This window comes from Pseudomonas sp. R37(2017), from assembly GCF_002113375.1.
In the GTDB taxonomy this organism is placed as follows: Bacteria; Pseudomonadota; Gammaproteobacteria; order Pseudomonadales; family Pseudomonadaceae; genus Aquipseudomonas.
Genome location: NZ_NEHO01000008.1, coordinates 66,155 through 92,085, shown reverse-complemented (window position 1 = coordinate 92,085; position 25,931 = coordinate 66,155). Strand labels below are relative to the sequence as shown.

Genomic DNA, 25,931 nt, shown 5'->3' with positions numbered 1-25,931 from the left:
GCTGCAGCACGGCTAGAAAGTCGTGTTCTTTACCGATTGGTTCCATGGGGTACTGCTCCCATTGGGGGATGATTGCCAGCAGGAAAAATCCTCGGGTAACAAGAACTTGGCCAAACGCTCCAACATGCGGCACATGATGGCCAGTTCACGGTTCTTGTCGTAGAAGGCGTAGGCTCCCGCTTTTGTGAAGTACTTCCAATGTGTCGGTTCGGCGCGATTGCTGACCACTATGACTTTTGTCAGCGGATACTCGGCTGCGACCAGACGCAATACTTCCATGCCCTGACCGTCGCCGAGGTTGACGTCCAGCAGGACGACATCGGGCGGTTCACGCCGGATGGCGACGATCGCGGCCGTTGCGCGGTGGAACATCCCGGCAAGTGACAGGCCGGTGATCCGTGGCAACACCGTGCGCCACAGCGCTGGCACGGCGTTGGAATCCTCAACGATAAACAGACGCAAAGAGCCTGTATCTCTGGCAGGCATCAGTGCCCTCAATGGTTCTGTGTGGGTGACCTGCATGACTTCACCTCTCATACATGACATGGCGGTACAACACACTGACGAAGACAACTCCATTCAGCGGACGACATTTTTCGAGAGGTAAATATGCTTAAGTGCAACAGATCCCACTATCGACGTTAGCGGGACTTCTTTGTAGAGATATCGGCCAAGCGCTTGTAGTGGTTCCACTACAAGCAGGCTGGGCGCTCTAGGTCAACAGGCCGTTTTCGAGTGCATAGCGGGCCAGTTTCGCGTTGCTGTCCAGCCCTGTTTTTTCCAGGATGCGTGCCCGGTACGTCGTGACGGTACTCGGGCTCAAGTGCAATATCTGAGCGATGCGAACGATTTTCTCGCCTGAAGCCAGGAGCTTCAGCACTTCAAGCTCCCGGTCGGATAGCGCTTCGTGGGGGGCCGCATCGCCTTTGCCGATAACGTTCACCAGCTTTTCTGCCAGCTCAGGACTGACATGCTTGCCGCCCGAGGCCACCTTGCGAACTGCCGCAACCAGGGTGGCGGCGGAAATATCTTTGGTGAGGTACCCCGCAGCACCCAGCTTGATTGCGCGTAACGCATAGGCCTCGACCGAATGCATGCTCAACATCAGAACCGCGAGCCTGGGCTTTTCCGCACGCATGAGCTTGAGGAGTTGGAGGCCGGTCTTGTCGGGCAGTTGAATATCGACCAGCGCCACGTCGAAATCCTGCTCCCGGACCAGCAGCATTGCGTCTTGCGCCGTCCCGGCCTCACCCGTTACGTCGATCTCGCTGGCAGTCTCCAGCATGCGTCGCACGCCGCTGCGCACGATGCTGTGATCATCTACCAGCAAGACTCTGATTTTGCGATCAATCATCACGCAAGGCCCTGGTCGTATCGTGTCTCGATGCACAGATGACGTTGAGCCCGCCGACACGGTGGAGCGCGCTCATGCATTCCCACCCTAACCCTGCGGCCAGTGGCCAGCAAGCCATGGAATCTACTGCAGAGCTTGACGTTAGCAGTCCCGTAGCGCACTCGCACTTTTGTCTCAGGATCAGGGGCATCGCGCCAACCTTGCTAATATTTCGTAACGCAACGCTCGGTTTTCAGCAGGGTCAATACTGCAATGCTGGCTCCTGCATGACGCCTTGCGCGTGGCATCAAACCTGACTGGACATAGACATGGCCACAGTGACGACACCGATCGAAGATTTCGACATGAATACGTTGCTGGCAGCGCTGAAGTCCTTGCGCAAAGGTGACTTCACCACGCGTATGCCGCAAGACTGGACCGGCGTGCCGGGCAAGATCGCCGACACACTCAATGAAATCATCGACATGGCAGCCGACACCACCACCGAATTCGAACGCGTGGCGCGGCTGATCGGCAAGCAGGGCAAGGTCGACGAACGTATCGAATTGCCAATGATGAAAGGCTCATGGCAAAAGATCGTCAACTCGAGCAATACGCTCACCAGCGACCTCATCCGCCCGATGAACGAGATCATTCGCGTTGTCGGTTCGGTTGCCGAGGGTAATCTGAGCCAGCAGGTCCCGCCCGTGCTCGACGGCCTGAAACTCCGGGGCCAGTTCCTCAAATCCGCCGAGATCGTCAACACCATGGTCACGCGACTGGGCTCCTTCGCCTCCGAGGTGACCCGCGTGGCGCGCGAAGTCGGCACCGAAGGGATTCTCGGCGGGCAGGCCAATGTCAAAGGGGTGTCCGGCACCTGGAAAGACCTGACCGACTCCGTCAATGACATGGCCGCCAATCTGACCACCCAGATGCGCAACATCGCTTACGTGACGACCGCGGTGGCCAACGGCGATCTGGGCAAGACGATTACCGTGGAAGTCAGGGGTGAGATTCTCGAGCTGAAAAACACCATCAACACGATGGTCGGCCAGCTCTCGAGCTTCGCCGCGGAGGTGACCCGCGTGGCGCTGGAGGTCGGTACCGAAGGCAAGTTGGGCGGTCAGGCGGAAGTGCGCGACGTATCCGGCACCTGGCGCGACCTGACCGAATCGGTCAACGGCATGGCGGCCAACCTGACCACCCAGGTGCGCAACCTGGCACAGGTGACGACGGCAGTGGCGCGCGGCGACCTCGGCAAGAAAATTACCGTTGAAGCCAAGGGCGAGATTCTCGAACTGAAAAACACCATCAACACGATGGTCGACCAACTCTCGAGCTTCGCCGCAGAGGTGACCCGCGTTGCGCTGGAGGTCGGTACCGAGGGCAAACTGGGCGGACAGGCCGAAGTGACCGGCGTGTCCGGCACCTGGAAGGACTTGACCAATTCGGTCAACGGCATGGCGGCCAACCTGACCACCCAGGTGCGCAACATTGCCGACGTGACGACGGCGGTGGCCAACGGCGACCTGTCGCACAAGATCACAGCCGCAGCGCAAGGTGAAGTGCTCCAACTCAAGGAAACCATCAACACCATGGTGGACCAACTCTCGACCTTTGCCGACGAAGTGACCCGCATGGCGCGGGAAGTGGGGACTGACGGCAAGCTCGGCGGTCAGGCCAAGGTGGCGGGTGTCGGTGGAACCTGGAAAGACTTGACCGACTCGGTCAACAGCATGGCGGCCAACCTGACCAATCAGGTACGCAACATCGCCGATGTGACCACGGCGGTGGCCAAAGGCGATCTGGGGCGCAAGATTACCGTGGAAGCCAGGGGCGAAATCATGGAGCTGAAGAACACCATCAACACCATGGTGGACCAGCTCAATAGCTTTGCCGCCGAAGTGACGCGGGTAGCGCGCGAAGTCGGCACCGAAGGAAAGCTCGGGGGACAGGCACAGGTGCAAGGCGTGTCCGGCACCTGGAAGGATTTGACCGAAAACGTGAACTTCATGGCGGCCAATCTGACCAGCCAGGTGCGAGGCATCGCGAAAGTGGTGACCGCGGTAGCCAACGGCGACATGAAGAAGAAACTGACACTGCAGGCCAAGGGCGAGATCGCCGAACTGGCCGACACCATCAACGGTATGACCGATACGCTGGCGCTGTTCTCCGATCAGGTGACCTCCGTGGCGCGCGAAGTGGGCGTCGAGGGCAAGCTGGGCGGCCAGGCCAACGTGCCGGGTGCCGCTGGCACCTGGCGCGATCTGACCGACAACGTGAACGGTCTGGCGGCCAACCTGACCAATCAGGTGCGCGCCATTGCCGATGTGGCGACTGCCGTGACCAAGGGCGATCTGACGCGTTACGTGGAGGTGGAGGCAAAGGGTGAAGTGGCGGAGCTGAAGGACAACGTCAACGAGATGATCCGCAACCTGCGGGAAACCACGCGGCAAAACGCTGAACAGGATTGGCTCAAGACCAATCTCGCGAAATTTACCCGCCTGCTGCAGGGCCAGCGCGATCTGGAGGCAGTCTCCAAGATGGTGCTGTCAGAACTGGCTCCACTGATCAACGCCCAGCACGGTGTGTTCTACATGATGAACGAGAACCCACCCGATGCTCCGAAGCTCAAACTGCTATCGGCTTATGCGTACAAGGGAAACATCAATGTGAACGATGAGTGGCGGCTCGGCGAGGGCCTGGTCGGGCAATGCGCTTATGAAAAGCGGCGCATCCTGCTGACCGATGTACCCGCAAGTTACGTCGCGATTTCATCGGGGCTGGGTGCGGCCGCCCCGCTGAATATCATCGTGTTGCCGATCCTGTTCGAGAGCAAGGTCAAGGCCGTCGTCGAATTGGCGTCGTTCACGCGCTACAACGTCATTCATCAAACCTTCCTTGATCAACTGGCTGAATCGATTGGGATCCTGCTCAACACGATCGAAGCCAACATGCGTACCGAAGAACTGCTCAAGCAGTCGCAATCGCTGGCGCAGGAGCTGCAAAGGCAACAGGAAGAATTGAGACAGACCAACGAGGAGCTGGAGGACAAGGCTGGACTGCTGGCAGAGCAGAAAGCCGAAGTCGAGCGCAAGAACCGCGAAGTCGAAATCACCAAGCTGTCGCTGGAGGAGAAGGCGGAACAACTGATGCTGACCTCCAAGTACAAGTCCGAATTCCTCTCCAGTATGTCCCATGAGCTCAGAACGCCATTGAACAGCTTGCTGATCCTGGCCCGGCAGCTCAGCGACAACGCGGAACACAATCTCACCCCCAGGCAGGTCGAATATGCCAGGACCATCCGTAGCGCGGGCAAAGACCTGCTGGAACTGATCGACGAGATTCTCTATCTGTCCAAGATCGAGTCGGGTACGGTCACACTGCATCTGAATGAAGCGCTGTTCGCCGATCTGCACCACCAGATCGAACGCACCTTCCGGCCGGTCGCCGAAAGCCGAGGCCTGGACTTCACGATTGAACTGGCGCCTACCCTGCCCCCCGTCATCTGGACCGACGAAAAGCGCCTGCTGCAGGTGGTCAAGAACCTGCTGTCCAACGCCTTCAAATTCACTGAGCAAGGCAGTGTCAAGATCAGCATCGAACCCGCTGTGTCCGGGTGGAGCGTGGATCACACCGAACTCAATCGCACCGATGCGGTGATCGCCTTCGTGGTCACCGACACCGGCATTGGCGTAGCGGCCGACAAACAGAAGCTTATCTTCGAGGCATTCCAGCAAGCAGATACCGGAACCTCACGCAAATACGGCGGCACCGGCCTCGGCCTGTCGATCAGCCGCGAGCTCGCGCATCGGCTGGGCGGTGAGCTGCGGCTGATCCCCGGTGAGATCGGCAAGGGCAGCACTTTCGCGCTGTACGTGCCCTTGCATGCACGGGATGCCCTGCGTCAAACGCTGGACGAATCAGCGACAGAGACGGTGCCGGGCCAAGGCAAGCGCGATCCTGTGCCAGACCTGCCTGTACAGATACTCGACGACCGCGAGTCTGTCCAACCCGGGGACCAGGTGCTGCTGATGCTCGAGGGCGACGCCCGATTCGCCAGCATTCTGCTCGAAGCCGCGCGCCATAAGGGGTTCAGGGCCATCGTCACGACTCGTGGCTCGGATGCGCTGGAGCTTGTCGAGCGTTTCAAACCCGCCGCGATCACGCTGGACCCGGGCCTGACGGACACCGACGGTTGGTCGCTACTCGAGCAGTTGAAGCGAAATTTCGCCACGCGTCACATCCCGGTCCAGATCATCTCGATCGCCGACGACCACACACGCGGGCTGCGCTATGGCGCTTTCGACTATCTGCTCAAGCCGGTCACAGCCGACGAGATTCAAAATGCGCTGGTCGCAATCGTGGCATTCGCTGGGCGCAAGACCAGGAATCTGCTGCTCATCGACGGCGACGAAGGGAGCCGCACCCGCATCCTCGATCTGCTCGGCAACTCCGATGTGCAGATCGCAACGGCCGGCAGCGGCGCTGAAGCCTTGAAGATACTGGCAACGAAACGCTTCGAGTGCATGGCAATCAATATCAACCTGCCCGACACATCCGGCATCAGGTTTCTCGAAGCGTTGCAGGAAGACCCCGCAATGCGTGAATCGCCGATCGTCGTCTATGGTGCGCAGACACTGACCAGGCCGGAACACGAGCGTTTCAGGACACTGCTCGGCAAGGGCGTCATCAAGGCCGTTCAATCCCCCGAGCGCATACTCGACGAAACCGCGCTGTTTCTCCACCGCGTCATAGCCACGCTGACACCGACCCAGCGCAGGATGCTGGAAAAACTCTATGCGGGTTCGGACAGTCTCGAGGGTAAAAAGGCCCTGGTGGTCGACGATGACGTGCGCAATATTTTTGCCCTGACCAGCGTGCTTGAGTGCAACAAAATGCTGGTGGCCACGGCCGAAAACGGCCGAACCGCCATAGAACTGCTGCAGCAGCAGCCCGATACCGACATCGTGCTGATGGACATCATGATGCCGGAGATGGATGGTTTTGAAACCATGCGCCAGATTCGTACATTCAAAAGATTTGAAACCCTGCCCATGATTGCGCTGACAGCCAAGGCGATGATGGGTGACCGTGAAAAGTGCATCGAGGCAGGAGCATCGGACTATGTCAGCAAGCCGGTGGATACCGACCAGTTGCTGTCACTGATGCGCAAATGGCTCTATCGATGACGCTGTACCGCGCTGATTGCGCGACAGTTCTAACCGAAGTGACATGAATATGCAGCAGGAACCCCCGGTATTCAAAGAAAGAGCCCAGGTGCGGCAACCGCTCCCGCCCGATGGCGTGCCAGCCCCCGTGTTGCTGGTGGATGACAATCCCGCCAAGCTTGCGGCGCTTGCCGCGGTGATTGCCGACATGGGCCTCGATACTGCCATGGCGACTTCCGGTCGCGAGGCACTGCGCCTGCTGTTGCAGCGCGACTTCGCCGTCATTCTGCTCGATGTGAAAATGCCGGTGATGGACGGTTTTGAAACCGCGGCACTCATACACGGCCGTCCGAAGTCGGCCCACACGCCCATCATCTTCGTCACGGCTGAGGCCGATACGGATTCCGAGCGTTTCCACGGTTATACGTCCGGCGCAGTGGATTACATCTTCTCGCCGATCGTGGCCGAGGTTCTTCGCGCCAAGATCCGGGTGTTTGTCGACCTGTTCTACCTGCAGCGCAAATTGACGATGCAGGCCGAAGAATTGCTGCAATCGAAGCGGCTGCTGCGTGAACTGGCCTCTTATCAGGAACACATCAAGGAAGAAGAGCGAAAGCGGATCGCACGCGACATCCATGACGAACTGGGACAGAGTCTGCTGGCGTTGCGAATGGATGTTTCCATGCTGCAGGCGCGCACCAGTGCCATGCACCCCAGGCTCAATGAAAAGGCCAGCGATGCCCTGAACCATCTCGATACAGCCATCCGCAGCGTCCGCAGCATCATCAATGATCTTCGGCCGCCCGTACTCGATCTGGGATTGCAGGCCGCGATCGAGTGGCAGCTTGAAGAGTTCCGGCAGCGCAGCGCGATCGATTGCACGATGTCGGTGAAAGAGCAGAATTACCGTTGCGATCTGAATGAAAAGTCCGCCACGACGCTGTTCCGCATCGTGCAGGAATCGCTGTCGAATATTGCCCGGCACGCACAAGCGACACAGGTGCATGTCGAACTCTACAAGGAGGATCACCGGCTTTACCTGCAGATCGAAGACAATGGCATTGGCATGACGGATCGCAAAAAATTGAACTCGTTCGGGTTGGTGGGGATGAAGGAACGCATCAGCATGCTGGGCGGGGAATTGACGATCGACAGCGCACCGGACAAAGGAACGAGATTGACGATATCGCTGCCACTCGACTGACTTGGGTTTCCAGGATCAAGAAGCCCGCGGCCCCAGCTCCTGGGCAAGTCCGATGAGAATTCCTTCGGGACCGCGGATGTAACACAGACGATACATGTCTTCGTACCGGGCCACTTTGCCGACGAGCTCCGCGCCGCGCTTTTTGAGCCTGGCGAGCGTGTCGTCGATGTCCTCCACGGTGAACATGACGCGCAGGTAGCCGAGCGCGTTCACCGGGGCGCTTCGGTGGTCGGCGACCACAGGTGGTGCGAGGAATCGGGACAACTCGAGGCGGCTGTAACTGTCCGGCGTACGCATCATGGCAATCTCGACGCGCATGCCGCGCAATCCAGTGACACCATCTGCCCAGTCACCTTCGATTGGAGCGCGTCCCTCGAACTCAAGCCCCAGCTCGGTAAAGAATTCAATGGCGGCATCGATGTCTTCGACAACGATACCGATGTTATCCATACGCTTGACCGTCATGATCTCTCCTCGGCGTCTTGGACGACGAAATGAACCGGGCCATCGTCAAGATCCAGCGTCCCTCGTTGAAAGGTCGGCTACTGATCGTGTGTAGGCCGCCGTCGCAATTTCGATCAGTGTGTTGCGCTCTGACCTGTCGATGACGCCTCGACATCGAAAGTCGTCAGCCAGCTTGAGCAACTCGTCATATCGTTCTTGCGCACCTATCAGGATTTCGGGATCCGTCAAAAGTTCGTGCCATTTGCCGAAGGCCAGCATTTTCGCTTCGCTGTACATGACTGCATCGCTCCGTCGTCTTTGTTCAGTAGAGGGCGACGGCAAATGCTCGTTCATTGCGATAGACGGATGGCGTTGCGGAGTTGGGTTTAAGGACCGCGGCTCGGCGATGGAGCCCCGACGAGCAGCCGTCACTGCTCGAACACTGCCCGCCAGCAAAGACAGACAAGAGGCGCAGACCCCATGAAAGCGGGCGCCTCTTCACTTCTCAGTGCGCCACCGTACTCTCGGAATACTGATCAGCGGCTCGATAAACGGCACAAAATTTGCACACATGCAGCGCCATGACGGCTTTCTGTCGCCAGTGAAGCCAATGTAGTGGCCACTGATATGTTTTGTAACAAAGCTGTGATTTAATCGCCGCCCTCCTCCGGGCTCGACCTGCCAGACAACCGCAATGGAGTGCTTGATGCGCGCCGCACATATACAAAACCTGACCGGGTTACGGGGATTCGCCGCCCTGTCGGTCCTGCTGCTTCACATTCGATACGGCGAGCTCGCCAATGCCTACGGCAGCCTGGCATTTCTCTTCCAAACGAGAGGCCTCGGCGTCGATGTATTTTTTGTCCTGTCCGGTTTCATTCTGGCCTATGTCCACGGCAAAGACTTTGCAGACGGTGTCAGTCCAAGGGCAGCGAAAAATTTCTGGGTAGCCAGGCTTGCCCGGATCTACCCGGTGCACTTGTTCATGCTGGTCGGTACAGCCTTCATTCTGCCGATGCATCGTCTATATGAATGGTCGCCGGTCGACAGTGCCTACACGTTCTACGCGAACCTGTTTCTGGTGCACGCATGGGGCATAACCCCCGACCTGACATTCAACCAGCCTTCGTGGTCGATCAGTTGCGAGTGGGCGGCATACCTGACCTTTCCGTTTGTCGCCTATTTCACGAGAAAGTGGGGAAAGATTTCGTTCTCACTGCTTTTGATCGGTCTGGCACTCTATGCGCCCTTCCTGCAACCGAATTTGCTTGCCAATGGCATCTGGACCATCAAGTGCATCGTCTACTTTGTAGCCGGATACTGCACCTACCAGGTATGCCATGACCTGCCGGACTCCAGACTCTGGAGAGTCATCGCAATCGCGATAGCCCCGCTGATCCTGCTGATGCTCTGGGCAACCAGCATCCAGTACTACTTCAACATTGTTTTCCCGTTCCTCGTGATCGTGATGATTGCCAGTCTGTTCCGTGCAGGCCCGATCTGGGCGTTTTCCAACCCAGTCTCGGTCTATCTCGGGAAAATCAGTTTCAGCCTCTACATGTGTCACATCATGGTGCTGTTTGTTGAGCGCAAGCTGTTTGGCATGATGGATCTGAAGTATGAGATCCCTATCATCCTCGCCTTCTCGATGTTCCTGTACCACTGCGTTGAAGAGCCGGCGCGCAAAGTTATCCGGATGGTGTCCGAAGGTGGTCAGAAAGAGCCCCGCCAGAAAAACTTCGCCGATAGCTTCGCAGTGCCAGCTCCTGCAGCGGAGCCGGAACCACAGAAAGAGCGCCCGGCGCTCGTGTAACAAAGAGGCCCGCCACATCGGCGGGCCTTTTTTTGCGCAGTAAAAACCTGCGAAAGACCTGGCTAACGGCCCCGGGCCTTGACGTCGTTCACGCGTTGCAGAGGGAGCAAGCCACGGCGCGGCTCCTGGACAATGCAGGAGCGGCTAGGCTGTCCTCAGTGTTGATGATCAGGTAGCTGCCAGCACCAGCAAGGCTGGCATTTAGCCTATCGACCGTTCATTGACACAGGTCTAAACAATGAACGACCGAATCCTGATAATGATTTTTCAGTTTTTAGGCAGGCCTTAAATGACTTCACAGATCTTCCAGGTTCACGGTCTCGTGAGCTTTACACTCGCCATCCTTCTGCTTTTCCTCGGCAAGACCCTCGTCCAGCACAACACCTTTCTACGTCAATACTGTATCCCCGAGTCGGTCGTCGGCGGCTTCGTCTGTGCGGCGGTGACGTCCCTGCTTTACTTCGGCCTGAATGTCCAGATCGAATTCGATTTACAGGTTCGCGACACCCTGCTGCTCTATTTCTTTGCCGGCATTGGCTTGAAATCGGACATGCGCCAACTGCTCAAAGGTGGGCGCCCGCTGCTGATCCTGCTGTTACTCGCCGCTGTATTCATTCTTCTGCAGAACTCGCTGGGCATGGGTGTGGCCGAGGCGTTCGGGCTTGATCCCAAGGCGGGCTTGATGGTGGGCTCCATTTCCCTCACGGGTGGGGTGGGCACGACCCTGGCCTGGGCCCCGCTGTTCGTGGAAAAGCTGGGAATCGGTAACGCACACGAACTGGGCATCGCCAGCAACACCGTCGGCCTGATTGCCGCTTGCGTCATTGGCGGCCCGATCGCCAACCGACTGATACATCGTTACCACCTGTCAACCTCCGGGGATGCGGCACTGGAAGTTGGCATTCTCGACCAACAACCGAGCAAGCCACTGGATTACTACGACGTGCTCTGGGCCTGGATGTGGCTCAACCTGACCCTGATGGCCGGCTATGGGCTCAACCTGCTGCTGGTCGATGCCGGCGTCACCCTGCCCAAATTTGTCAGTTGCCTGTTCGCGGGCATCGTCATTCACCACCTCGTTCTCGCCTTTGTGGGTGATCAACGACTGAAAACCTGGAGCGGTGCCAGCCTGGGTCTGTCGCTGATCTCCGATATCTGCCTGGGCATGTTCTTGACCATGGCCCTGATGGGGCTGCAACTATGGCAACTGAGCGGCGCCTTGATGTTCATCCTGTGCGCGCTGACCCTGCAAATTCTGCTGACGGTCGCCTATACCTACTTCGTGGTCTTCCGCTGCATGGGGCGCGATTACGAAGCCAGCGTGATTGCTTCGGGATTCGGCGGGATCGCCCTCGGATCCACCGCAACGGCCATCGTCAACATGTCGACCGTGACGCAAAAATACGGTGCGGCGCACCAGGCCTTCCTGATCGTGCCCTTGGTATGCGGCTTTTTCATTGACCTGGTCAACGCCGTGATCATCAGTATGTTCAGCGGTTTGTAGCGCTACGATTGGTCCTGTGAATGGCATAATCGCTACCGGTTCATAACAGGTGCGAATAAATGACCGTCGAAAGCTACGACCAATTGGCAATCTTCTCGGCCGTGGCACAGGAGCGCAGCTTCACCCGTGCCGCCGCCAGGCTGGGCATGTCGCAACCGGCCTTGAGCCGGGCCATGCGCCAGCTCGAGGATCGGCTGGGCGTCAGGTTGCTGTCGCGTACCACGCGCAGCGTTTCACCGACCGAAGCCGGTGAGCATCTGCTGCGGGTGATCGCCCCCCGATTCGAAGAAATCGACACCGAGCTGGCCTTGCTCAGTGAATTCCGCGACAAGCCCGCCGGCAAACTGCGGATCACCGCCGGCGAGCATTCGGCGATCACTGTTCTGCACCCCGTGCTCGCAAAATTGCTGCCGGACAATCCCGACCTCAACATCGAAATCATCGTCGACTACGGTTTTACCGACATCGTGGCGGAAGGCTTCGATGCCGGCGTTCGATTGGGTGAGCAGGTCGCCAAGGACATGATCGCCATGCGCATCGGCCCCGACATGCGCATGGCGGTGGTCGGCTCCCCGGCGTATTTCGCCCGATACTCGAAGCCAGTCGTGCCGATTGATCTGATGCAGCACAACTGCATCACCCTGCGCATGCCGACTTACGGCGGGCTGTATCTATGGGAGTTCGAGAAGAATGGCCAGGAACTGAAAGTCCGCGTCGAAGGCCAACTGGTGTTCAACAACATTGCCATGCGCCTGGAGGCCGCCCTCCAGGGGTTGGGTCTGGCTTACATGCCGCAAGACCTGGTGCAGGAGCATGTCGCGCAGGGGCGCTTGATCCACGTGCTCGCGGATTGGTGCGAGCCGTTCTCTGGCTACCACCTCTATTACCCGAGCCGACGCCAGAGCTCACCGGCCTTTACCTTGCTGCGCGAAGCCCTGCGCTATCCGGGCTGATTGGCCTGGGTGGCGTCGAGCGCCTCGGTGGCCCGCTTCGCCGCATCGGCATCGCCCTGTTCCGCCAGTAGCCCGGTCAACTGACGCAATTGCGCGACGGTCAACCCGACCCGCAGGCTGGCGGCCATGTGCGAACGCAGTTGTGACTCCACACCCGGCGTAGCGGCCAGCGCTGCGACGGTCGCCAGTTCCCGGCTTTGCCAGTCAAGGTTGTCTCGCTCGAAAATATCGCCGAACAAATGCGCTTGCAGGTACTGGTTGATGACGGGAACGAAATCGAACAGCGGCCCCTGCACCGGCGCCCCGGCAATGCGCGTCTGGTTGGCCTTGCCGACCGACAGCAGCTCATCGCCGACAGGGATCATGCGACCCGGCTCACGCCCGGGATCGTCCTGCACGCCGCGCTGTTTACGCGCCTCCACCACTTTCATCAACTCGCCAAGGGCATTGAGGCTGCGCGGAAAGCCACTGTAGGCGTAAAGCTGGACCAGTATTTCCTTGGCCTCGCTGACTGTCATCCCGGCATCCAGCCCCTGGTTCAGGGCAACGTTGAGCCGGGGAATATCGCTCGTGGCCATGGCGGCGGCAATCAAGGGGATGGCCTGCTGTTTGCCGGACAATGTCTGCGATGCGGGTTGAGCCACCGTCTGCGGTGCTTTGGAACCCTGGGCGCCGTACTGCGCATCGGTGACTTTCTCCAGCCACTGCACGCTTTTGCCCTCTACCGAACCGGTCACGGCCAGGTGCGTCATGGTGCTTGCCGGAGCGGCACCATGCCAGTGCTTGACGCCCGGCGGGCAGACAATCACATCGCCCGGATGGATTTCCTGAACGGGCTTGCCCCACTCCTGCGTCAGCCCCACACCGGACATCACGACCAACCGCTGGCCGGCAGGATGGGTATGCCAGGCCGATCGCGCGCCGGGCTCGAAAGTGACGTAAGCGCCAGACGCATTGTTTTCGCCAGTGGCGGCAAACAACGGATCGACGCGCACCCGGCCGGTGAAGTATTCCTCGGGACCCGCGACCGAAGCCTGGCTGCCTGCACGGCTGATCTGCTGGGCAGCCCCGGGCTGGCTGAGACTGTCTGACCCGGCTGCATCGGCGAAAGGCGCCGCGACGCACACGGCGATGCCAAAAAGCGTGTTTTTCATGATGGAAACTCCTTCAAGTCAGAGCGTTCGGGTGTAAAACGCAGTCAACTGGGCAATGGCGACATCCACATACTCAGGCACCCAATAGGTTTCGATATGGGTCGCGCCATCGATGGTGAACAGTTTCTTATCCCGGGTTCCGCTGGCCTTGGCGAACGCTTGTTCCGACATGTACAGGCTGTCGGCCTTGCTGCCGGCGATCATCAGCAACGGCTTGTCGATCAGTTCGATCTGGTCCGTGGCATCGAAACTCATCAGGTCCAGCAGACTGCTCTGGGTGTACCGGAAGGTCGAATTCGGGTGCGCGTGGGTCTTGCCGTAATACTCGAACCCCTGCCGATACAGATCGAACGGCAACCTGGCGATCTGCTCATCGGTCAGTCTGGCGTCGCCTACATAGTGCACCTCCCCGCCCGCCGCTTCCTCTGCGCGGGCCGCCGAAGCCTGTTGCAAACGCTCCTGAATCGTCGACAGTTGCGAGTCCTGGTAGCCGTTGCGACGCACCAGTCCGGAGTTGAACATGCTCAGGGTCGCAATCGACTGGAAGCGCTTGTCGGTTTGCGCTGCCTTCAGCGAATAGCCCCCGCCGCCGCAGATGCCGAGCAAGCCCAGTCGCGTGTTATCGACGCCAGGATAGCGGGCGATGAAATCCGCCATGCCATGGATATCCTCGATGCGATACGCAGGCTTGTCGATGTTGCGCGGTTCGCCACCGCTGGCGCCCTGATACGCCGCATCCGCCGCGATCGTTATGTAGCCCTGATCGGCCAGGCGCTGGGCGTACAGGCCGGCGACCTGCTCTTTCACCCCGCCATTGGGATGCGCGACGACAACGGCCGGATACTTTTTCGCGGCGTCATAATTGGCCGGGGTGTAGACGTTGGCGGCAATGTCCAGGCCATCGAGTTTGTAGGTGACCGGGTGGATGTTGACCTTGCCCGGCTCGTTCTTCACCAGCGCGCCGGCGTAGGCCAGGGTATAGGGATTCTGTTTGTAGTCCGCCGCCTCGGCTTCAACACCGGACATGCCAATCATGGCGGCCATGAGGGTGGCCTTTATCGTGGTTCGCATCATGTGAATACTCCTGACGATTGCTGTTTGCAAAGGTGTGCGGCAGCGATTGCCATGCTCGTTGTCAATTCAGGTTTTTCTCGGCGAGAAACCGCGAAACCAGGTCCGCAATCTCGACGTTGTTCAGGTCGGAAAACGGAAAGTGGCTGTTGCCCCTGATGCCGATCTCGGGCAAGTGAACGAGCCGCACGTCCCCGCCATGGCGGTTCACGGCGTCTCGCCACAGTCGAGCCATTTCAAGCCGGGCACGCCAGCTGTCCTGTGCCGGCAAACGAACCGGATGGTCCGGAATGTTGTCGCCGTAGATGATCAGGATGGGGATATGGGTCAGCGCCTCGAACTGCGCCTTCGATACGACCTGCGCCGTGAGCGTGTCGAACGCGCTGGGAATCGGCGCGGGCACTTCGCCTTCGGGAAACACGAAGCTGCTTCCCGGCTCGAACGCCACAATGCTGCGCACATTGCGGCTCTTGATCGCCGTCATCCAGCCGGGGCCACCGCCCTGCGAATGGGTGAACAGTATCGCCGGCCCGGTCTTTTCCAGTAGCGCGGATACGCCGTCGGAGGCGACTTCGATGTCGTAAGGGCCGGTATTGGGCGTCATCGAACGGAAGAACTGCTCCAGCGCCTGCGGCCCACGGGGAAACTGACTGCCTGCGAAGATCTCGGGCCACAGGCCAATGCGGAACTGGTTGAACCACAGTTGTTCGTCCGGCACAGGCTTGATCGTCGCTTCCACCAGGCTACGCCCGGCGTCGCCCCGGCGCGGCTGGTCGACCAGGTAAGTGGAGAAACCGCGCCGCAGGAAGATGTTCTGGAACCCTTCGCGGCCATCGGCCGTGGTTTCCCAGGACTTTGCCGATTGCCCTGCGCCATGCCACATGACGATGGGCAACGGGTGAGCGTCGACCGGCACCTGATAGAACGCGTACACGTGGTCGCCATGGTAGGTCTGGCCATCAGGCATCATCGGTTTGTAAGGGTCGAAGCGACCCGGCTGGGTAATCAGCCCTCCGCCGGCCATCAGGCTTCCCTGATCCTTGATGATCAGCGGGCTACGCTCGACAGCGTCCACGAGTGCACTGGTAGTCAGACTGAAACAAAGCGCTCCCACCCTGACTGCGGCGTGTGCGGACTTGCGGATGGAATCCCGGGTCATGAGTTGCTCTCGATCTGTCATCACAGAGAGGCAACTTACCGTTCAGGTATTAATTTATGAATAGATGCAATCGGATAGCACTGATACCAAAAACACATAAACAAGAAGTGTGAGACAGAAACCCACTGGCGGCGGATGATGGTTAGACAGGGCTCTGACCTGAGCCCGTTGATACAGGGGAACCGAGATGACCGGGCAATCGGCACGACAATCCTCGCCATGGGTCCTGCTTTCGCTGCTCGCCATCGACCTGGCGCTGACAGCCGGATGCTCAGGCAAATCCAGCACAGTTGCAGCGCCCTATTCCCCCCCAGGCACCGGCTCGACCTGCTATGCAAAAGCCCTCCCCACAGTAGGCGAAGGTGGCCTCGCCTGGGCTGACACCTTGAGCATGGCCCGGCAAAAATCCCTGGACAATTGCATACGTTATGCCGGCCGATCCGGCGGTACGCCGAATACCTGCAAGGTGGTGCTGGCGGAATGCAAACCTTGATAGAGCGGTTTTTCGTTTCTGCGCCGCTTTTGCATTTCTGTGCGACAGATCCCACTTCAGGGGCTCCCGTTTCACGCGCGCGGGGTGTTAGTTTTGAAAGGTTTCTGATCAAGCAATCAGATATTTCTTACAAACCGCCTGCAAAGGAATGCCCCCAGCAATGGATTTTTCACTCAAGCACCTGGCTGCGACCACCCTCATGCTCGCCAGCCTTTCGTCGTTCACCACCGCCGTGCAAGCCAACATCGCCCCGGAACAGAGCACCGTCATCCTCAAGACCTTCAACGATGCCTCGGTCAAGGATTTCAGGCAGTTCCTGGAAAGTCTGGCCAAGAGCGATGTCGCCAGAACCGACGACCTCGGCCCGGCCATCCGTGGGTTTCTCGACAACAAGACGCTGTCCGCTGAGCAACAAAACGAAATCCATCGCCTGCTTGGCCTCTATGCCCGGGTGAAATACGGCAGCGCGGCCACCGAAACCTTGAAAGAGCTGGTGGCCATTCCAACCGTGCGCGTGGACGGTGTCGAGCAGCACGACAATCCGGAATTCCTCAAGATTGCCGAGAAGATCAAGGGCCTCGCCCAGGCCTTCGACCTGAACTTTCGCAACATCGACAACCGCGTATATGAGATTTCCCTCGAAGGCAGTGGCGATGAAGTCGTGGGCATTCACGCCCATGCCGATGTGGTGCCGGTGACTCCGGAGAACTGGGTGCTGCAGGACGGCACCCGCCTCGATCCGTTCAAGGTCACCCTGATCGGTGATCGCATGTATGGCCGTGGCACCGAAGATGACAAGAACGGCATCGTGGTGACGCTCTACGCCATGAAGATCATCAAGGAAGAAAAGCTGCCGCTGGCCCGCCACTTCAAGCTGCTGGTCGACACCACCGAAGAGACCACGGGCGACGCCATTCCCTACTACTTCGAACGCAACCCGACGCCGAACTACAACCTGGCGCTGGATGGCGGCTACCCGGTGGTGATCGCCGAGAAAGGCTACGGCACGGTCATGGCCAGCTTCGCCAAACGCAAGGCTGAAGGCAAAGGCGCAGAAATCATCTCGATGACGGGCGGCCTGGCCACCAACCAGATTCCGTCGACATCGGTCGCGACCCTGGTGACCGACAAGCCCGCCGATCTGGCTGCCAGCCTGCAAAAGGCCGGCACCGAGTATGCCAAGCGCAATGGTGGCAATTTCGAAGTGACGGCCAAGGTCGACGGCAAGGACGTCAAACTGACGGTCACCGGCGTTTCCGCGCACTCCTCCGACCCTGAGTCCGGCGTCAACCCGGTGGCCAGGATGCTCGATTTCATCAATGGTCTCGACGGCAAGGTCGCGCTCAAGCACAACCCGATCACTGACGCCGCCCGCTATGCCGCCGACAACTGGGGGCTGGATTATCTGGGCGGCAAGTTGGGGGTCGGTTTTTCCGATGAATTCATGGGTCCGCTGACCACGTCCCTGACCTATGTCGGGATGGACGACAACGCCTTCAAGCTCGCGGTCAACCTGCGCGTTCCGAAGGGCAAGTCGCCGCAAGCGCTGAAGTCCGAAATCGCCGCCAAGCTGGACGCCTGGAGCAAGAAGACCGGCATCGCGCCGGTCTTCGACCTGTCGATTGCCGAACCGATGTACCGCAACCCCGAGGGTGAATGGGTCAAGGCCCTGCTGGCGGTGGCCAGCGAAAACCTCGGCATGGAACACAAGTTCGGTACTTCGGCAGGCGCTACGTCCGTGCATGAACTGCCCAACGGCGTGCAATTCGGCCTGGCCATGCCGAACGTCAAATACACCGGTCACAACGACAACGAGTTCAAGACCACCGAGCAGTTCCTGCTGGACCTGCAGATCGTCACCGAAATGATGGGCCGCATCGGGCAATTGCCGAAGCTGTGATCATCCTTCGGGCCCGCCTTTGTGGCGGGTCCGATTGCAGGCCTGTGACGAGGCGCCTGGCATTTGGCGCACGATATACCTCCACCTGATGGATCAGGACAGGCTTTCCAGTAATTCCAGCGCCTGATCGAAATCGAAGCACTGCGCTTGCTGGACAACCCGATGCAATTGCTCGGCCATCCGCGGGTCTGAAGCCAGCCTCTGCAGCTCAAGCAAGGCAGTCAGGGCCTGGGTGTCGCTCTCGGCCAGCAGAGACCGGGTGTGGGCCAGTTGCACATGCCATTCGCTGTCGAGTGGCGGGGTTGACGAGTCTGCGCAGGAAGCCGCTTCGCCGAGCACCGCTAATCCTTCCAGCACAGGTGTCAGGCAGCGTTCGACCTCCGCCAGCCGGTCAGCCAGGTCCTGCTGCGCCCCATCGTTTTGACACGCCAGCTCCAGCGCAGCGGCAGCGTTCGCCACCTCGATGGCACCCATGTTGCCCGCCGTACCCCGCAAGGTATGGGCCAGCCTGGCCGCCGCCAAAGGATCGCCCTGATCTCGGGCTGCCTGGAACTCGCTGCAAAAAGCCTGGTGGCTGGAGCGAAACCTGCGCAGCAGGCGCAGGTAGAGTTCGACCTTGCCCATGCAGGTGCCCAGGCCCGCTTGCATATCGATACCGGGAAGGCTGGCTGGCAGGCTCGCCGCCGACTCCGTGGTGACTGGCAAAACGTCGGCCGGCATCGCGCCACGGCCAGGCCGCGGGTGTATCCACTTGGCCAGCGTGACGAACATGTCCTCGACGTTCAAGGGTTTGCAAATGTGGTCGTTCATACCGCAGGCCAGGGCCCGTTCACGGTCTCCGGCCATGGCGTTGGCCGTCATGGCGATCACCGGCAGGTTCGCCCAACGTGACTGCTCGCGTATCTTGCCGGTCGCGGTATAACCGTCCATCACCGGCATCTGGCAGTCCATCAGCACACCATCGAATGGCCCGCCACGTTCCAGTTGCGCGAGCGCTTCTGCGCCGTGAATGGCCAGGCACAGTTCGATCCCGGCGCTTTCCAGCAGTTCACAGGCAAGCTCGCGATTCAGCTCATTGTCTTCCACCAGCAGCAGCCGCGCGCCGCGCAGGCTGGCCATGGCGCTGGCACTCTGGCCGGATCGCTCGCTGGCGCGGGTATCGGCCTGGGGTATCTTGCCGAGCACCGTACCCAGCGCCTCAAGCAAAGTAGACGGCGTCACCGGCTTGGTCAGGACCACCGGCAATTGAATGCCGTGTCGCCTGGCTTCTTCGCGGGCCTCTTCGCGACCGAAAGCCGTGACCATGATCACCGACGGCGTTTGCGCCAGCCTGGCGGCATGCATCTGCCGCACCGTCTCCACACCATCCATGCCAGGCATGCGCCAATCCATCAGCACCAGATCGTAAGGCAGCACCTTCGCTTCGGCCTCCACCAACATGGCCAGTGCGGTCCGGCCACTTTGCGCGACGTCCACCTCCACGCCAAAGCTGCGCGCCATGCCGGACAGGATCTCGCGCGCGCTGGCATTGTCATCGACCACCAACACTCGGGTGCCCAGTAATTCGTCGGCGGTTACCATACGCCGCAACTGGCTGTCGTGCTGCACGCCCAGGCTCACCTCGAAATGAAAGGTGGAACCCTGGCCCGGCTCGCTCTCGACCCAGATGTGTCCGCCCATCAGTTCCACCAGATGCCGGGAGATGGCCAGGCCCAACCCGGTGCCACCGTACTTGCGGGTGGTGGAGCTATCGGCCTGGCTGAACGGTTGAAACAGGCGCGAACACTGCTCGGTGCTCATGCCGATCCCGCTGTCGCGTACCCAGAAATGCAACTGCACTTGCTCTGCCACCGAGCCGCGCCGCTCGACACCGAGCACGATCTCGCCCTGCTCGGTGAATTTTGTCGCATTGTTACCCAGGTTGATCAGCACCTGGCCCAGTCGCAGTGGATCGCCGATCAAGGCCGTCGGCAGATCGGCATCGGTGCTGAACAGCAATTCCAGGCCTTTGTCTTCCGCTTTCAGGCCAATCATGCTGGCAAAGCCATCCAGCACGTCCTCAAGGTGGAAGGGAATGTGCTCCAGGAGCATCTTGCCGGCTTCGATCCTGGAGAAGTCGAGGATATCGTTGATGATCACCAGCAGATATTCCGCCGAGCGATGGACCTTTTCGATGTAGTTGCGTTGGCGGTGGTCGAGCTCGGTGCGTAATGCCAGATAGCTCATGCCGATGATGGCGTTCATCGGTGTGCGGATCTCGTGGCTCATCGTGGCCAAAAAGTTGCTTTTGGCCCGGGTCGCTTCTTCCGCGGCCTCGCGCGCACGCTGAACCTCGGCTTCAGCGGCCTTGCGGTCGGTGATGTCGAAGTACCAGTTGGCCTTGATATGACGCTCGCCCAGCGTCAGGGTGACGGCCGAGACCAGTACGTCGAAGCGTTCGCCTCCAAGGCGTTGCAGGCTGGCCTCGAAGTTGACCACCGGACCTTGCGCCGCTGCGGCGGTAAAGCGCTGGTGTGCCTGCGGGTCAACCCAGAACTGCCCCAGATCCATGGCCTTGAGTTGCTCAAGACGCGTCGCGAACAAGCTGTCGAACTGCGGATTACTGTAGGTCGGACGACCACCGACATCCTTGATCAACATGGCCACCGGGCTGCTGTCGAGTACTGCGCGCAACTGCGCCTCGCTGGCCTTGAGCGCCGCCTGCAACTGACGGCGCTCACTGACATCACGCACCGAAGCGCACACGCAGACGCCCCCCCCTTCAAGGCTTGGAAGATGCGAAAGGCTGATCTCGGCAGAGAACAGACTTCCGTCTTTGCGCACGCCTTGCAGATCGTCCAGGTTGGCGCCCATTTGTCGGGTTTCACCCTGGGCCATGAATCCCTGGCGCAGCGTCTTGTGGTGTCCTCGGCTCTTCAGCGGCACCAGGCGTTCGATCGGCTCACCGATCAACTCACCGGCGCTGTAGCCGAACAGTTGATCCAGTTGGCGATTGGTCCGCAGGATGTGCCCCTCGGCATCCACCACCAGCATGCCGTCCGGTGCCGCTTCGATGATCCCGCGATACCAGGCCTCGGTAGCACGCAACGCCGACTGCTGGTTTTCCAGCGCTTGCGCCTGCGCCTCCAGTCGCAGCGACTGTTCCGCCATTTCATTGGCCTGGCGCCGGGTTTCCGCCAACAGGTTCTTGACCGCCTGATTACGCTCCAGAATCGCCATGGCGGCCGCCAGACGTGACGTTGCTTCCTGCAACAGGAGCATTTCCCGCTCGCCCAACGGCTCCAGCCCAGCCAACTCGAGCACGCCCAGCAGCCGCTCGCCACGCACAATCGGTTGCAGCAGCAGATAATTGGCCGGGGTCTCGCCAAGCGGCGAACGCAAACGCCAGGAATGCTCCGGCATGGCTTGCAACTGACGCTGCAGGCGATCCACCGCACACTGCCCCAGCAGGCCATCGCCGAACCTGACTTGCGCCTCGGGCGGTCGCTCGGAATCGGTGGCATAGCGACCCATCAGCAGCAACGTGGCGCACTCCTCGTTGGCGCTGTAAAGCACGCCCTGGCAAATACCGTGCAGGCTCGCCATATGCTGCAAAAAGACCTGGGCCAGTTCCGCTGGCGTTTCGGCCTGCTGCAGATCGACCTGTAGTTGCGCGGTATGCGCTTTGATCCAGCGTTGACGCTCCAGTTGCTGGGACTCGGTCTGGAGTTTGGCAATGGCCCGCGCCAGATCGCCCGTTTCGTTGTTCAAGTCGGTATGAGGAATCGGCTGATCGAGCTGCCCTGCGGCCAAATGGTCGACCGCAGCCCGCACCCGATTGAGCGGATTGCGGATCGACTGACTGACCAGCCAGGACAACAGCAACGCCAGCGACAAACCACCGAACAAGAGTATGTAGGTCAGCTTGGTGCTGCGCTCGGCAAAGTCGGCGAGGTCCTTGGCCGTGTCGCGAATCGCCGCCTCCTTGACCTGGGATATCGCGTCCAGAAGCGTGTCGGCCTGCTGATCGAGTTGCTGGAACTCACTGCTGTTGAGCAGCAGCAGCGCCTGGCCCTGGCGCCCCTGATCGATCAGCAGAAAGACTTGTTCGCTGCCGCTTTCCAGCTGTTGCAGCAGCAAATCGAATTCGGCAAGGCGCGCCAGGTTCTCCGGGCGTGTGAGGGTCAGCTTGGCATGGGCAAGCGCCAACTGCAGGCGATTGCGGGTGTCACGAAGTTGCTGCAGGGACTCAATGCGTATCTGCGCGTTGTTGGTGCCCACGGCACGCTGCAGCGCTTGCACCAGGTGAGGCAGATGCACTCGTGCCTCACTCAAGTGTTCCATCCCGACCAGTTCCTGGAGATAGAGCGTCTGCATGTCCCGCTTCAGGGACTCCAGGGTACGCAGGCTTTGCACGCCGAGCACCAGCACCAACAACAGCAGTGCCGCGAATCCCAGGATCAGTTTGTGCAGAAGCGCCAGACGCTCGAGCACGGAGCGCAGTCCGGTCATGGATTATCCTCGTGGACCTGATGAAAGCTGCAACGGTGCAAGTGCGGGCTCACTGAGTCTGGCCGATACGCTCCAGCGCAGCCCGCTTGACCGCCATGTCCTGGTCGGTATCGGCGAAGTGCTCGGCAATCGCCTGGAACTGCTCGAGGCAGGCCAGGAAGGCATCGCAGATATCAGGGTCGAAATGCGTGCCCCGGCCCAGGCGGATAATCTCGACGGCCTGCTCATGGGGCATCCCGGGTTTATAGACCCGACGGCTTATCAGCGCGTCATAGACGTCAGCCACGGCCATCAAGCGTGCACTGATGGGGATGGCGTCTCCCGCCAGCCCTTGCGGATAGCCGCTGCCGTCCCATTTTTCCTGATGACTGTAGGCAATCTCCTTGGCCAGGCTGAGGAACTGCGCGCGAATGCCAAGTTGATCCTCGGCATGCTGGATGGCGTCACGTCCCAGCGTTGTATGGGTCTTCATGATCTCGAATTCCGCCTCGGTGTAGCGTCCAGGCTTGAGAAGAATATGGTCGGGAATGCCGATCTTGCCGATGTCGTGCAGCGGCGCCGACTTGAACAGCAACTTGATGGTGTCATCGCTGAGAAAGTGGCTGAATCGCGGGTGATCACGCAAATGTTCCGCCAGCACCTTGATGTAGTGCTGGGTCCGCCGGATATGGTTGCCCGTTTCGTTGTCGCGAGTCTCGGCCAGTGAAGCCATGGCCTGGATGGCCACATCCTGGATCGCAATGACCTCGCGGGTCCGACGCGCCACTTCCTGCTCCAGATAGTCGTTGTGATCCCGCAGGAAGTCTTGCGCGGCCTTGAGCTTGAGCTGGGTATCCACCCGCGCCAGGACCAGCGCCGGCCTGATCGGTTTGGTGATGTAGTCGACGGCGCCCAGTTCCAGGCCAACGATCTCGTCTTCGGTCGCGGCCATGGCCGTCAGAAAGATAATCGGGATGTCACGGGTACGCGGGTCGCCCTTGAGTTGCCGCGCCACCTCATGGCCCGAGAGCCCAGGCATCATCACATCAAGCAGGATAAGGTCCGGAAGTGTATCGCCCTGAAGTACGCGTAACGCCTTTTCACCGCTATTGGCGGCCTTGACCCGGTAGCGATCCTTGAGCAGATCAGTCATCAGCATCAGGTTATCGGGCGTGTCATCGACCACCAGGAGGGTCGGTGGGCTGTAACGACTCTGTTCGGCACTCATGGCGCATGGCTCCCTTGCCCGACATAGACACTCCAAGGCAACACTTCTCACTGCCGCCCCAGCGCAGGAAAGCTTAGCTGCTGTTCTGCAGGGCTGCCCGATGTCGAGCGACGTGCAGAGAGGCTCGGCGACTGCGCAAGGCGTTGTGCCCAGGGCAAGACGCCAGGATAACGCGGGCATTCAGACAGCCCGCGTTATCGTTGACGTCCATCGCGAGCGTGCTCGCTCCTACAGGGTTTTGTGCAACACCACAGATTTACTGTAGGAGCGAGCATGCTCGCGATGGTCGTCAACGATGACACTGGCTACCTGACACCCCGCGGAGCCTGCGCCTCCATCGCGAGCGTGTGCCAGTCGCTGGTTCACGTATCCCATGAGCAGACCAACAGGTTCGTGGCGGTACGGTTCACCTTCTTTTGCATCCAGTTGCTGTGCTTTCTCGCACTTATCGGCATAGCCGCTTGTTACAGCCTTTGAGTGCCACTGTAACGGCTGGTGATTCGTGCTGCGCTTGTTAATTCAATCGGTTATTTGGGTGAGGAGCATTCGTTCTATGGGTCCCGGTATTGATAGCTAATCTACTGAGGTCACAAGGAACAACCTTCAGAAAGGCGCAAGCATATGGACGCAAATCTGATCGAAACCGACTATCTGATCATCGGTGCTGGCGCGATGGCCATGGCTTTCGTCGATACACTGCTCGAGGAAACCAATGCAAGCATCGTGATGGTGGATCGGCACGACCGGCCTGGCGGGCACTGGAATGATGCCTACCCTTTCGTCCGCTTACACCAGCCTTCGGCTTTCTATGGCGTCAACTCACGGGAACTGAGCAGCGGGAAGAAAGACCATGCGCAATTGAACCAAGGCTTGTATGAGCTGGCTTCTGGCGCCGAGGTGGTGAGCTACTACGACCAGGTGATGAACCAGCAGTTTCTGCCGTCAGGCCGAGTCCGTTACTTCCCCATGTGCGACTACACCGGCGACCGCATTGACGACCATCGCTTTACCTCGCTGGTCAGCGGCGCAAACCATCAGGTGCGGGTCCACAAAAAGGTGGTGGACGCCACCCATACCCAGACCGCTGTGCCCTCGACCCACCCGCCCAGGTACAAGGTGGAGCCCGGCGTGCAATGCGTACCACTGAACAACCTGCCGAAGATCCAGCGCCCGCACTCCAGCTACGTAGTGGTGGGATCCGGCAAGACCGGGATCGACGCTTGCCTGTGGTGTCTGCAAAGCGGTATTGCGCCCGCAAACATCTGCTGGATCATGCCGAACGATCCGTGGTTGATCGACCGGGCCAACCTGCAACCGGGCCTCGATAGCTTCGAACGGACAATCGGCGGCCTCACGGCACAATTCGAGGCCATCGCGGCCGCCGACTCGATCCCTGACCTGTTCTCCAGGCTTGAGGCGTCGGGCCAGTTCCTGCGCATGGATAAGTCCGTCGAACCGACGGCCTTCCGCTGCGCCATCGTTACACAGGCAGAATTACGTGAACTGCGGCGCATCGACAACATTGTGCGCCTGGGGAGGGTACGGATTATCGAGCCAACGCGCATCGTGCTCGAGAAAGGCAGCATCGCTACCAGTGCAAATGCTCTGCATATTGACTGCAGCGCCAGTGCCATCCCGACACTGCCTGAAATGAAGGTGTTCGATGGGAACAAGATCAACCTGTTGATGGTAAGCAGCTGCCAGCCCTTGTTCAGCGCAGCCTTGATCGCCTATGTCGAAAGCCATCTGGCCGATCAGGAGGAAATGAACGCCCTTTGCACCATGGTCCCCCCGCCTCACGTCCCCACGGACTGGATCAGAATGTGGGCGGTCTACCTGGGTAACCAACTACGCTGGGGAGAACATGAAGGCCTGACGCGCTGGATCAGGCAGTCGCGCTTGTACTTCCTGACGTCGGTGGTCAGGGGCTTGCAAGAAACCGACACCGAGAAACTGGCACAGCTGCATCGGCTCTCCGTCAGCAAGCAGCAGGCTCTGACCAGACTGCCACGGTTGCTGGAGTCCATCGCTTGA

The 25,931-nt window shown here is 59.8% G+C and carries 17 protein-coding genes and 1 pseudogene; 9 read left to right on the top strand and 9 right to left on the bottom strand.

The features are described 5' to 3' along the window. Positions 1-12 precede the first annotated feature (12 nt). Together CAG47_RS14995 and CAG47_RS14990 are read right to left on the bottom strand one after the other, a co-directional pair. Positions 13-522 (bottom strand): response regulator, encoded by a 510-nt coding sequence (locus CAG47_RS14995; RefSeq protein WP_085725639.1) that lies wholly within the window; start codon positions 520-522, stop codon positions 13-15. Between the two features lie 190 nt (positions 523-712). Next, the gene (locus CAG47_RS14990; protein ID WP_085725638.1) at positions 713-1,354 is read right to left on the bottom strand and encodes a response regulator transcription factor; all 642 of its coding nucleotides are present in this window, start codon (positions 1,352-1,354) and stop codon (positions 713-715) included. Positions 1,355-1,662: 308 nt separating this feature from the next. On the opposite strand from CAG47_RS14990, the gene CAG47_RS14985 reads away from it, so the two are divergent. Continuing rightward, the gene (locus CAG47_RS14985) at positions 1,663-6,525 is read left to right on the top strand and encodes a HAMP domain-containing protein (RefSeq protein ID WP_085725637.1); all 4,863 of its coding nucleotides are present in this window, start codon (positions 1,663-1,665) and stop codon (positions 6,523-6,525) included. 43 nt (positions 6,526-6,568) lie between these two features. Beyond that, positions 6,569-7,708, top strand: coding sequence for a response regulator (locus CAG47_RS14980; RefSeq protein WP_256577442.1), 1,140 nt, complete (start codon positions 6,569-6,571; stop codon positions 7,706-7,708). A 15-nt stretch (positions 7,709-7,723) separates the two neighbouring features. Here CAG47_RS14980 and CAG47_RS14975 read toward each other — a convergent pair whose 3' ends face one another. Both CAG47_RS14975 and CAG47_RS14970 read right to left on the bottom strand, forming a co-directional pair. Beyond that, entirely contained in the window at positions 7,724-8,173 is a 450-nt protein-coding gene (locus CAG47_RS14975; protein WP_085725635.1) for a VOC family protein, read from the bottom strand. Positions 8,174-8,218: 45 nt separating this feature from the next. Continuing rightward, positions 8,219-8,449, bottom strand: a complete 231-nt coding sequence (locus tag CAG47_RS14970; RefSeq protein WP_085725634.1) for a hypothetical protein — start codon at positions 8,447-8,449, stop codon at positions 8,219-8,221. A 409-nt stretch (positions 8,450-8,858) separates the two neighbouring features. Between CAG47_RS14970 and CAG47_RS14965 the strand changes: the two genes are divergently transcribed. The 3 genes from CAG47_RS14965 to CAG47_RS14955 all read left to right on the top strand — a co-directional run bounded on the left by CAG47_RS14965 (position 8,859) and on the right by CAG47_RS14955 (position 12,422). Beyond that, positions 8,859-9,965, top strand: a complete 1,107-nt coding sequence (locus CAG47_RS14965) for an acyltransferase (RefSeq protein WP_158091318.1) — start codon at positions 8,859-8,861, stop codon at positions 9,963-9,965. Positions 9,966-10,254: 289 nt separating this feature from the next. After that, positions 10,255-11,469 (top strand): sodium/glutamate symporter, encoded by a 1,215-nt coding sequence (gene gltS / locus CAG47_RS14960; RefSeq protein WP_085725632.1) that lies wholly within the window; start codon positions 10,255-10,257, stop codon positions 11,467-11,469. 59 nt (positions 11,470-11,528) lie between these two features. Beyond that, positions 11,529-12,422 (top strand): LysR family transcriptional regulator, encoded by an 894-nt coding sequence (locus CAG47_RS14955; RefSeq protein WP_085725631.1) that lies wholly within the window; start codon positions 11,529-11,531, stop codon positions 12,420-12,422. Here CAG47_RS14955 and CAG47_RS14950 read toward each other — a convergent pair. From CAG47_RS14950 to CAG47_RS14940, 3 genes are all read right to left on the bottom strand, one after another. Then, on the bottom strand, positions 12,410-13,576 hold the full coding sequence (locus CAG47_RS14950) for a carboxymuconolactone decarboxylase family protein (RefSeq protein ID WP_085725630.1): 1,167 nt from the start codon (positions 13,574-13,576) through the stop codon (positions 12,410-12,412). The genes CAG47_RS14955 and CAG47_RS14950 overlap by 13 nt on opposite strands. A gap of 18 nt (positions 13,577-13,594) precedes the next feature. Next, positions 13,595-14,650 carry an alpha/beta hydrolase gene (locus CAG47_RS14945; RefSeq protein WP_085725629.1) on the bottom strand — a complete coding sequence of 352 codons (1,056 nt, stop codon included), beginning with the start codon at positions 14,648-14,650 and terminating at the stop codon, positions 13,595-13,597. Between the two features lie 61 nt (positions 14,651-14,711). Next, the gene (locus CAG47_RS14940) at positions 14,712-15,806 is read right to left on the bottom strand and encodes an alpha/beta fold hydrolase (RefSeq protein ID WP_143515859.1); all 1,095 of its coding nucleotides are present in this window, start codon (positions 15,804-15,806) and stop codon (positions 14,712-14,714) included. A gap of 187 nt (positions 15,807-15,993) precedes the next feature. On the opposite strand from CAG47_RS14940, the gene CAG47_RS29005 reads away from it, so the two are divergent. Both CAG47_RS29005 and CAG47_RS14930 read left to right on the top strand, forming a co-directional pair. Then, on the top strand, positions 15,994-16,299 hold the full coding sequence (locus tag CAG47_RS29005) for a hypothetical protein (protein ID WP_085725627.1): 306 nt from the start codon (positions 15,994-15,996) through the stop codon (positions 16,297-16,299). 160 nt (positions 16,300-16,459) lie between these two features. Then, complete coding sequence (locus CAG47_RS14930; protein ID WP_085725626.1) at positions 16,460-18,199, top strand: dipeptidase; 1,740 nt, start codon at positions 16,460-16,462, stop codon at positions 18,197-18,199. Between the two features lie 93 nt (positions 18,200-18,292). On the opposite strand, the gene CAG47_RS14925 is transcribed toward CAG47_RS14930, so the two are convergent. Beyond that, a complete protein-coding gene (locus tag CAG47_RS14925) occupies positions 18,293-22,690 on the bottom strand; it encodes a response regulator (protein ID WP_085725625.1) in 4,398 nt (1,465 codons plus the stop codon). 49 nt (positions 22,691-22,739) lie between these two features. Further along, positions 22,740-23,897: an HD-GYP domain-containing protein gene (locus CAG47_RS14920; protein WP_085725624.1), complete on the bottom strand. Its 1,158-nt coding sequence runs from the start codon at positions 23,895-23,897 to the stop codon at positions 22,740-22,742. Between the two features lie 336 nt (positions 23,898-24,233). On the opposite strand from CAG47_RS14920, the pseudogene CAG47_RS14915 reads away from it, so the two are divergent. Both CAG47_RS14915 and CAG47_RS14910 read left to right on the top strand, forming a co-directional pair. Next, positions 24,234-24,374: pseudogene (locus CAG47_RS14915) on the top strand (MAPEG family protein); the annotation flags it as partial. A 144-nt stretch (positions 24,375-24,518) separates the two neighbouring features. Continuing rightward, entirely contained in the window at positions 24,519-25,931 is a 1,413-nt protein-coding gene (locus CAG47_RS14910; RefSeq protein ID WP_085725623.1) for an FAD/NAD(P)-binding protein, read from the top strand.

What these genes read in the sequence shown, in the direction of transcription:
- CAG47_RS14995 (WP_085725639.1), bottom strand. Translation starts at nt 522, where the DNA reads ATGCAGGTCACCCACACAGAACCATTGAGGGCACTGATGCCTGCCAGA.
- CAG47_RS14990 (WP_085725638.1), bottom strand. Translation starts at nt 1,354, where the DNA reads ATGATTGATCGCAAAATCAGAGTCTTGCTGGTAGATGATCACAGCATC.
- CAG47_RS14985 (WP_085725637.1), top strand. Translation starts at nt 1,663, where the DNA reads ATGGCCACAGTGACGACACCGATCGAAGATTTCGACATGAATACGTTG.
- CAG47_RS14980 (WP_256577442.1), top strand. Translation starts at nt 6,569, where the DNA reads ATGAATATGCAGCAGGAACCCCCGGTATTCAAAGAAAGAGCCCAGGTG.
- CAG47_RS14975 (WP_085725635.1), bottom strand. Translation starts at nt 8,173, where the DNA reads ATGACGGTCAAGCGTATGGATAACATCGGTATCGTTGTCGAAGACATC.
- CAG47_RS14970 (WP_085725634.1), bottom strand. Translation starts at nt 8,449, where the DNA reads ATGTACAGCGAAGCGAAAATGCTGGCCTTCGGCAAATGGCACGAACTT.
- CAG47_RS14965 (WP_158091318.1), top strand. Translation starts at nt 8,859, where the DNA reads ATGCGCGCCGCACATATACAAAACCTGACCGGGTTACGGGGATTCGCC.
- gltS (WP_085725632.1), top strand. Translation starts at nt 10,255, where the DNA reads ATGACTTCACAGATCTTCCAGGTTCACGGTCTCGTGAGCTTTACACTC.
- CAG47_RS14955 (WP_085725631.1), top strand. Translation starts at nt 11,529, where the DNA reads ATGACCGTCGAAAGCTACGACCAATTGGCAATCTTCTCGGCCGTGGCA.
- CAG47_RS14950 (WP_085725630.1), bottom strand. Translation starts at nt 13,576, where the DNA reads ATGAAAAACACGCTTTTTGGCATCGCCGTGTGCGTCGCGGCGCCTTTC.
- CAG47_RS14945 (WP_085725629.1), bottom strand. Translation starts at nt 14,650, where the DNA reads ATGATGCGAACCACGATAAAGGCCACCCTCATGGCCGCCATGATTGGC.
- CAG47_RS14940 (WP_143515859.1), bottom strand. Translation starts at nt 15,806, where the DNA reads ATGACCCGGGATTCCATCCGCAAGTCCGCACACGCCGCAGTCAGGGTG.
- CAG47_RS29005 (WP_085725627.1), top strand. Translation starts at nt 15,994, where the DNA reads ATGACCGGGCAATCGGCACGACAATCCTCGCCATGGGTCCTGCTTTCG.
- CAG47_RS14930 (WP_085725626.1), top strand. Translation starts at nt 16,460, where the DNA reads ATGGATTTTTCACTCAAGCACCTGGCTGCGACCACCCTCATGCTCGCC.
- CAG47_RS14925 (WP_085725625.1), bottom strand. Translation starts at nt 22,690, where the DNA reads ATGACCGGACTGCGCTCCGTGCTCGAGCGTCTGGCGCTTCTGCACAAA.
- CAG47_RS14920 (WP_085725624.1), bottom strand. Translation starts at nt 23,897, where the DNA reads ATGAGTGCCGAACAGAGTCGTTACAGCCCACCGACCCTCCTGGTGGTC.
- CAG47_RS14910 (WP_085725623.1), top strand. Translation starts at nt 24,519, where the DNA reads ATGGACGCAAATCTGATCGAAACCGACTATCTGATCATCGGTGCTGGC.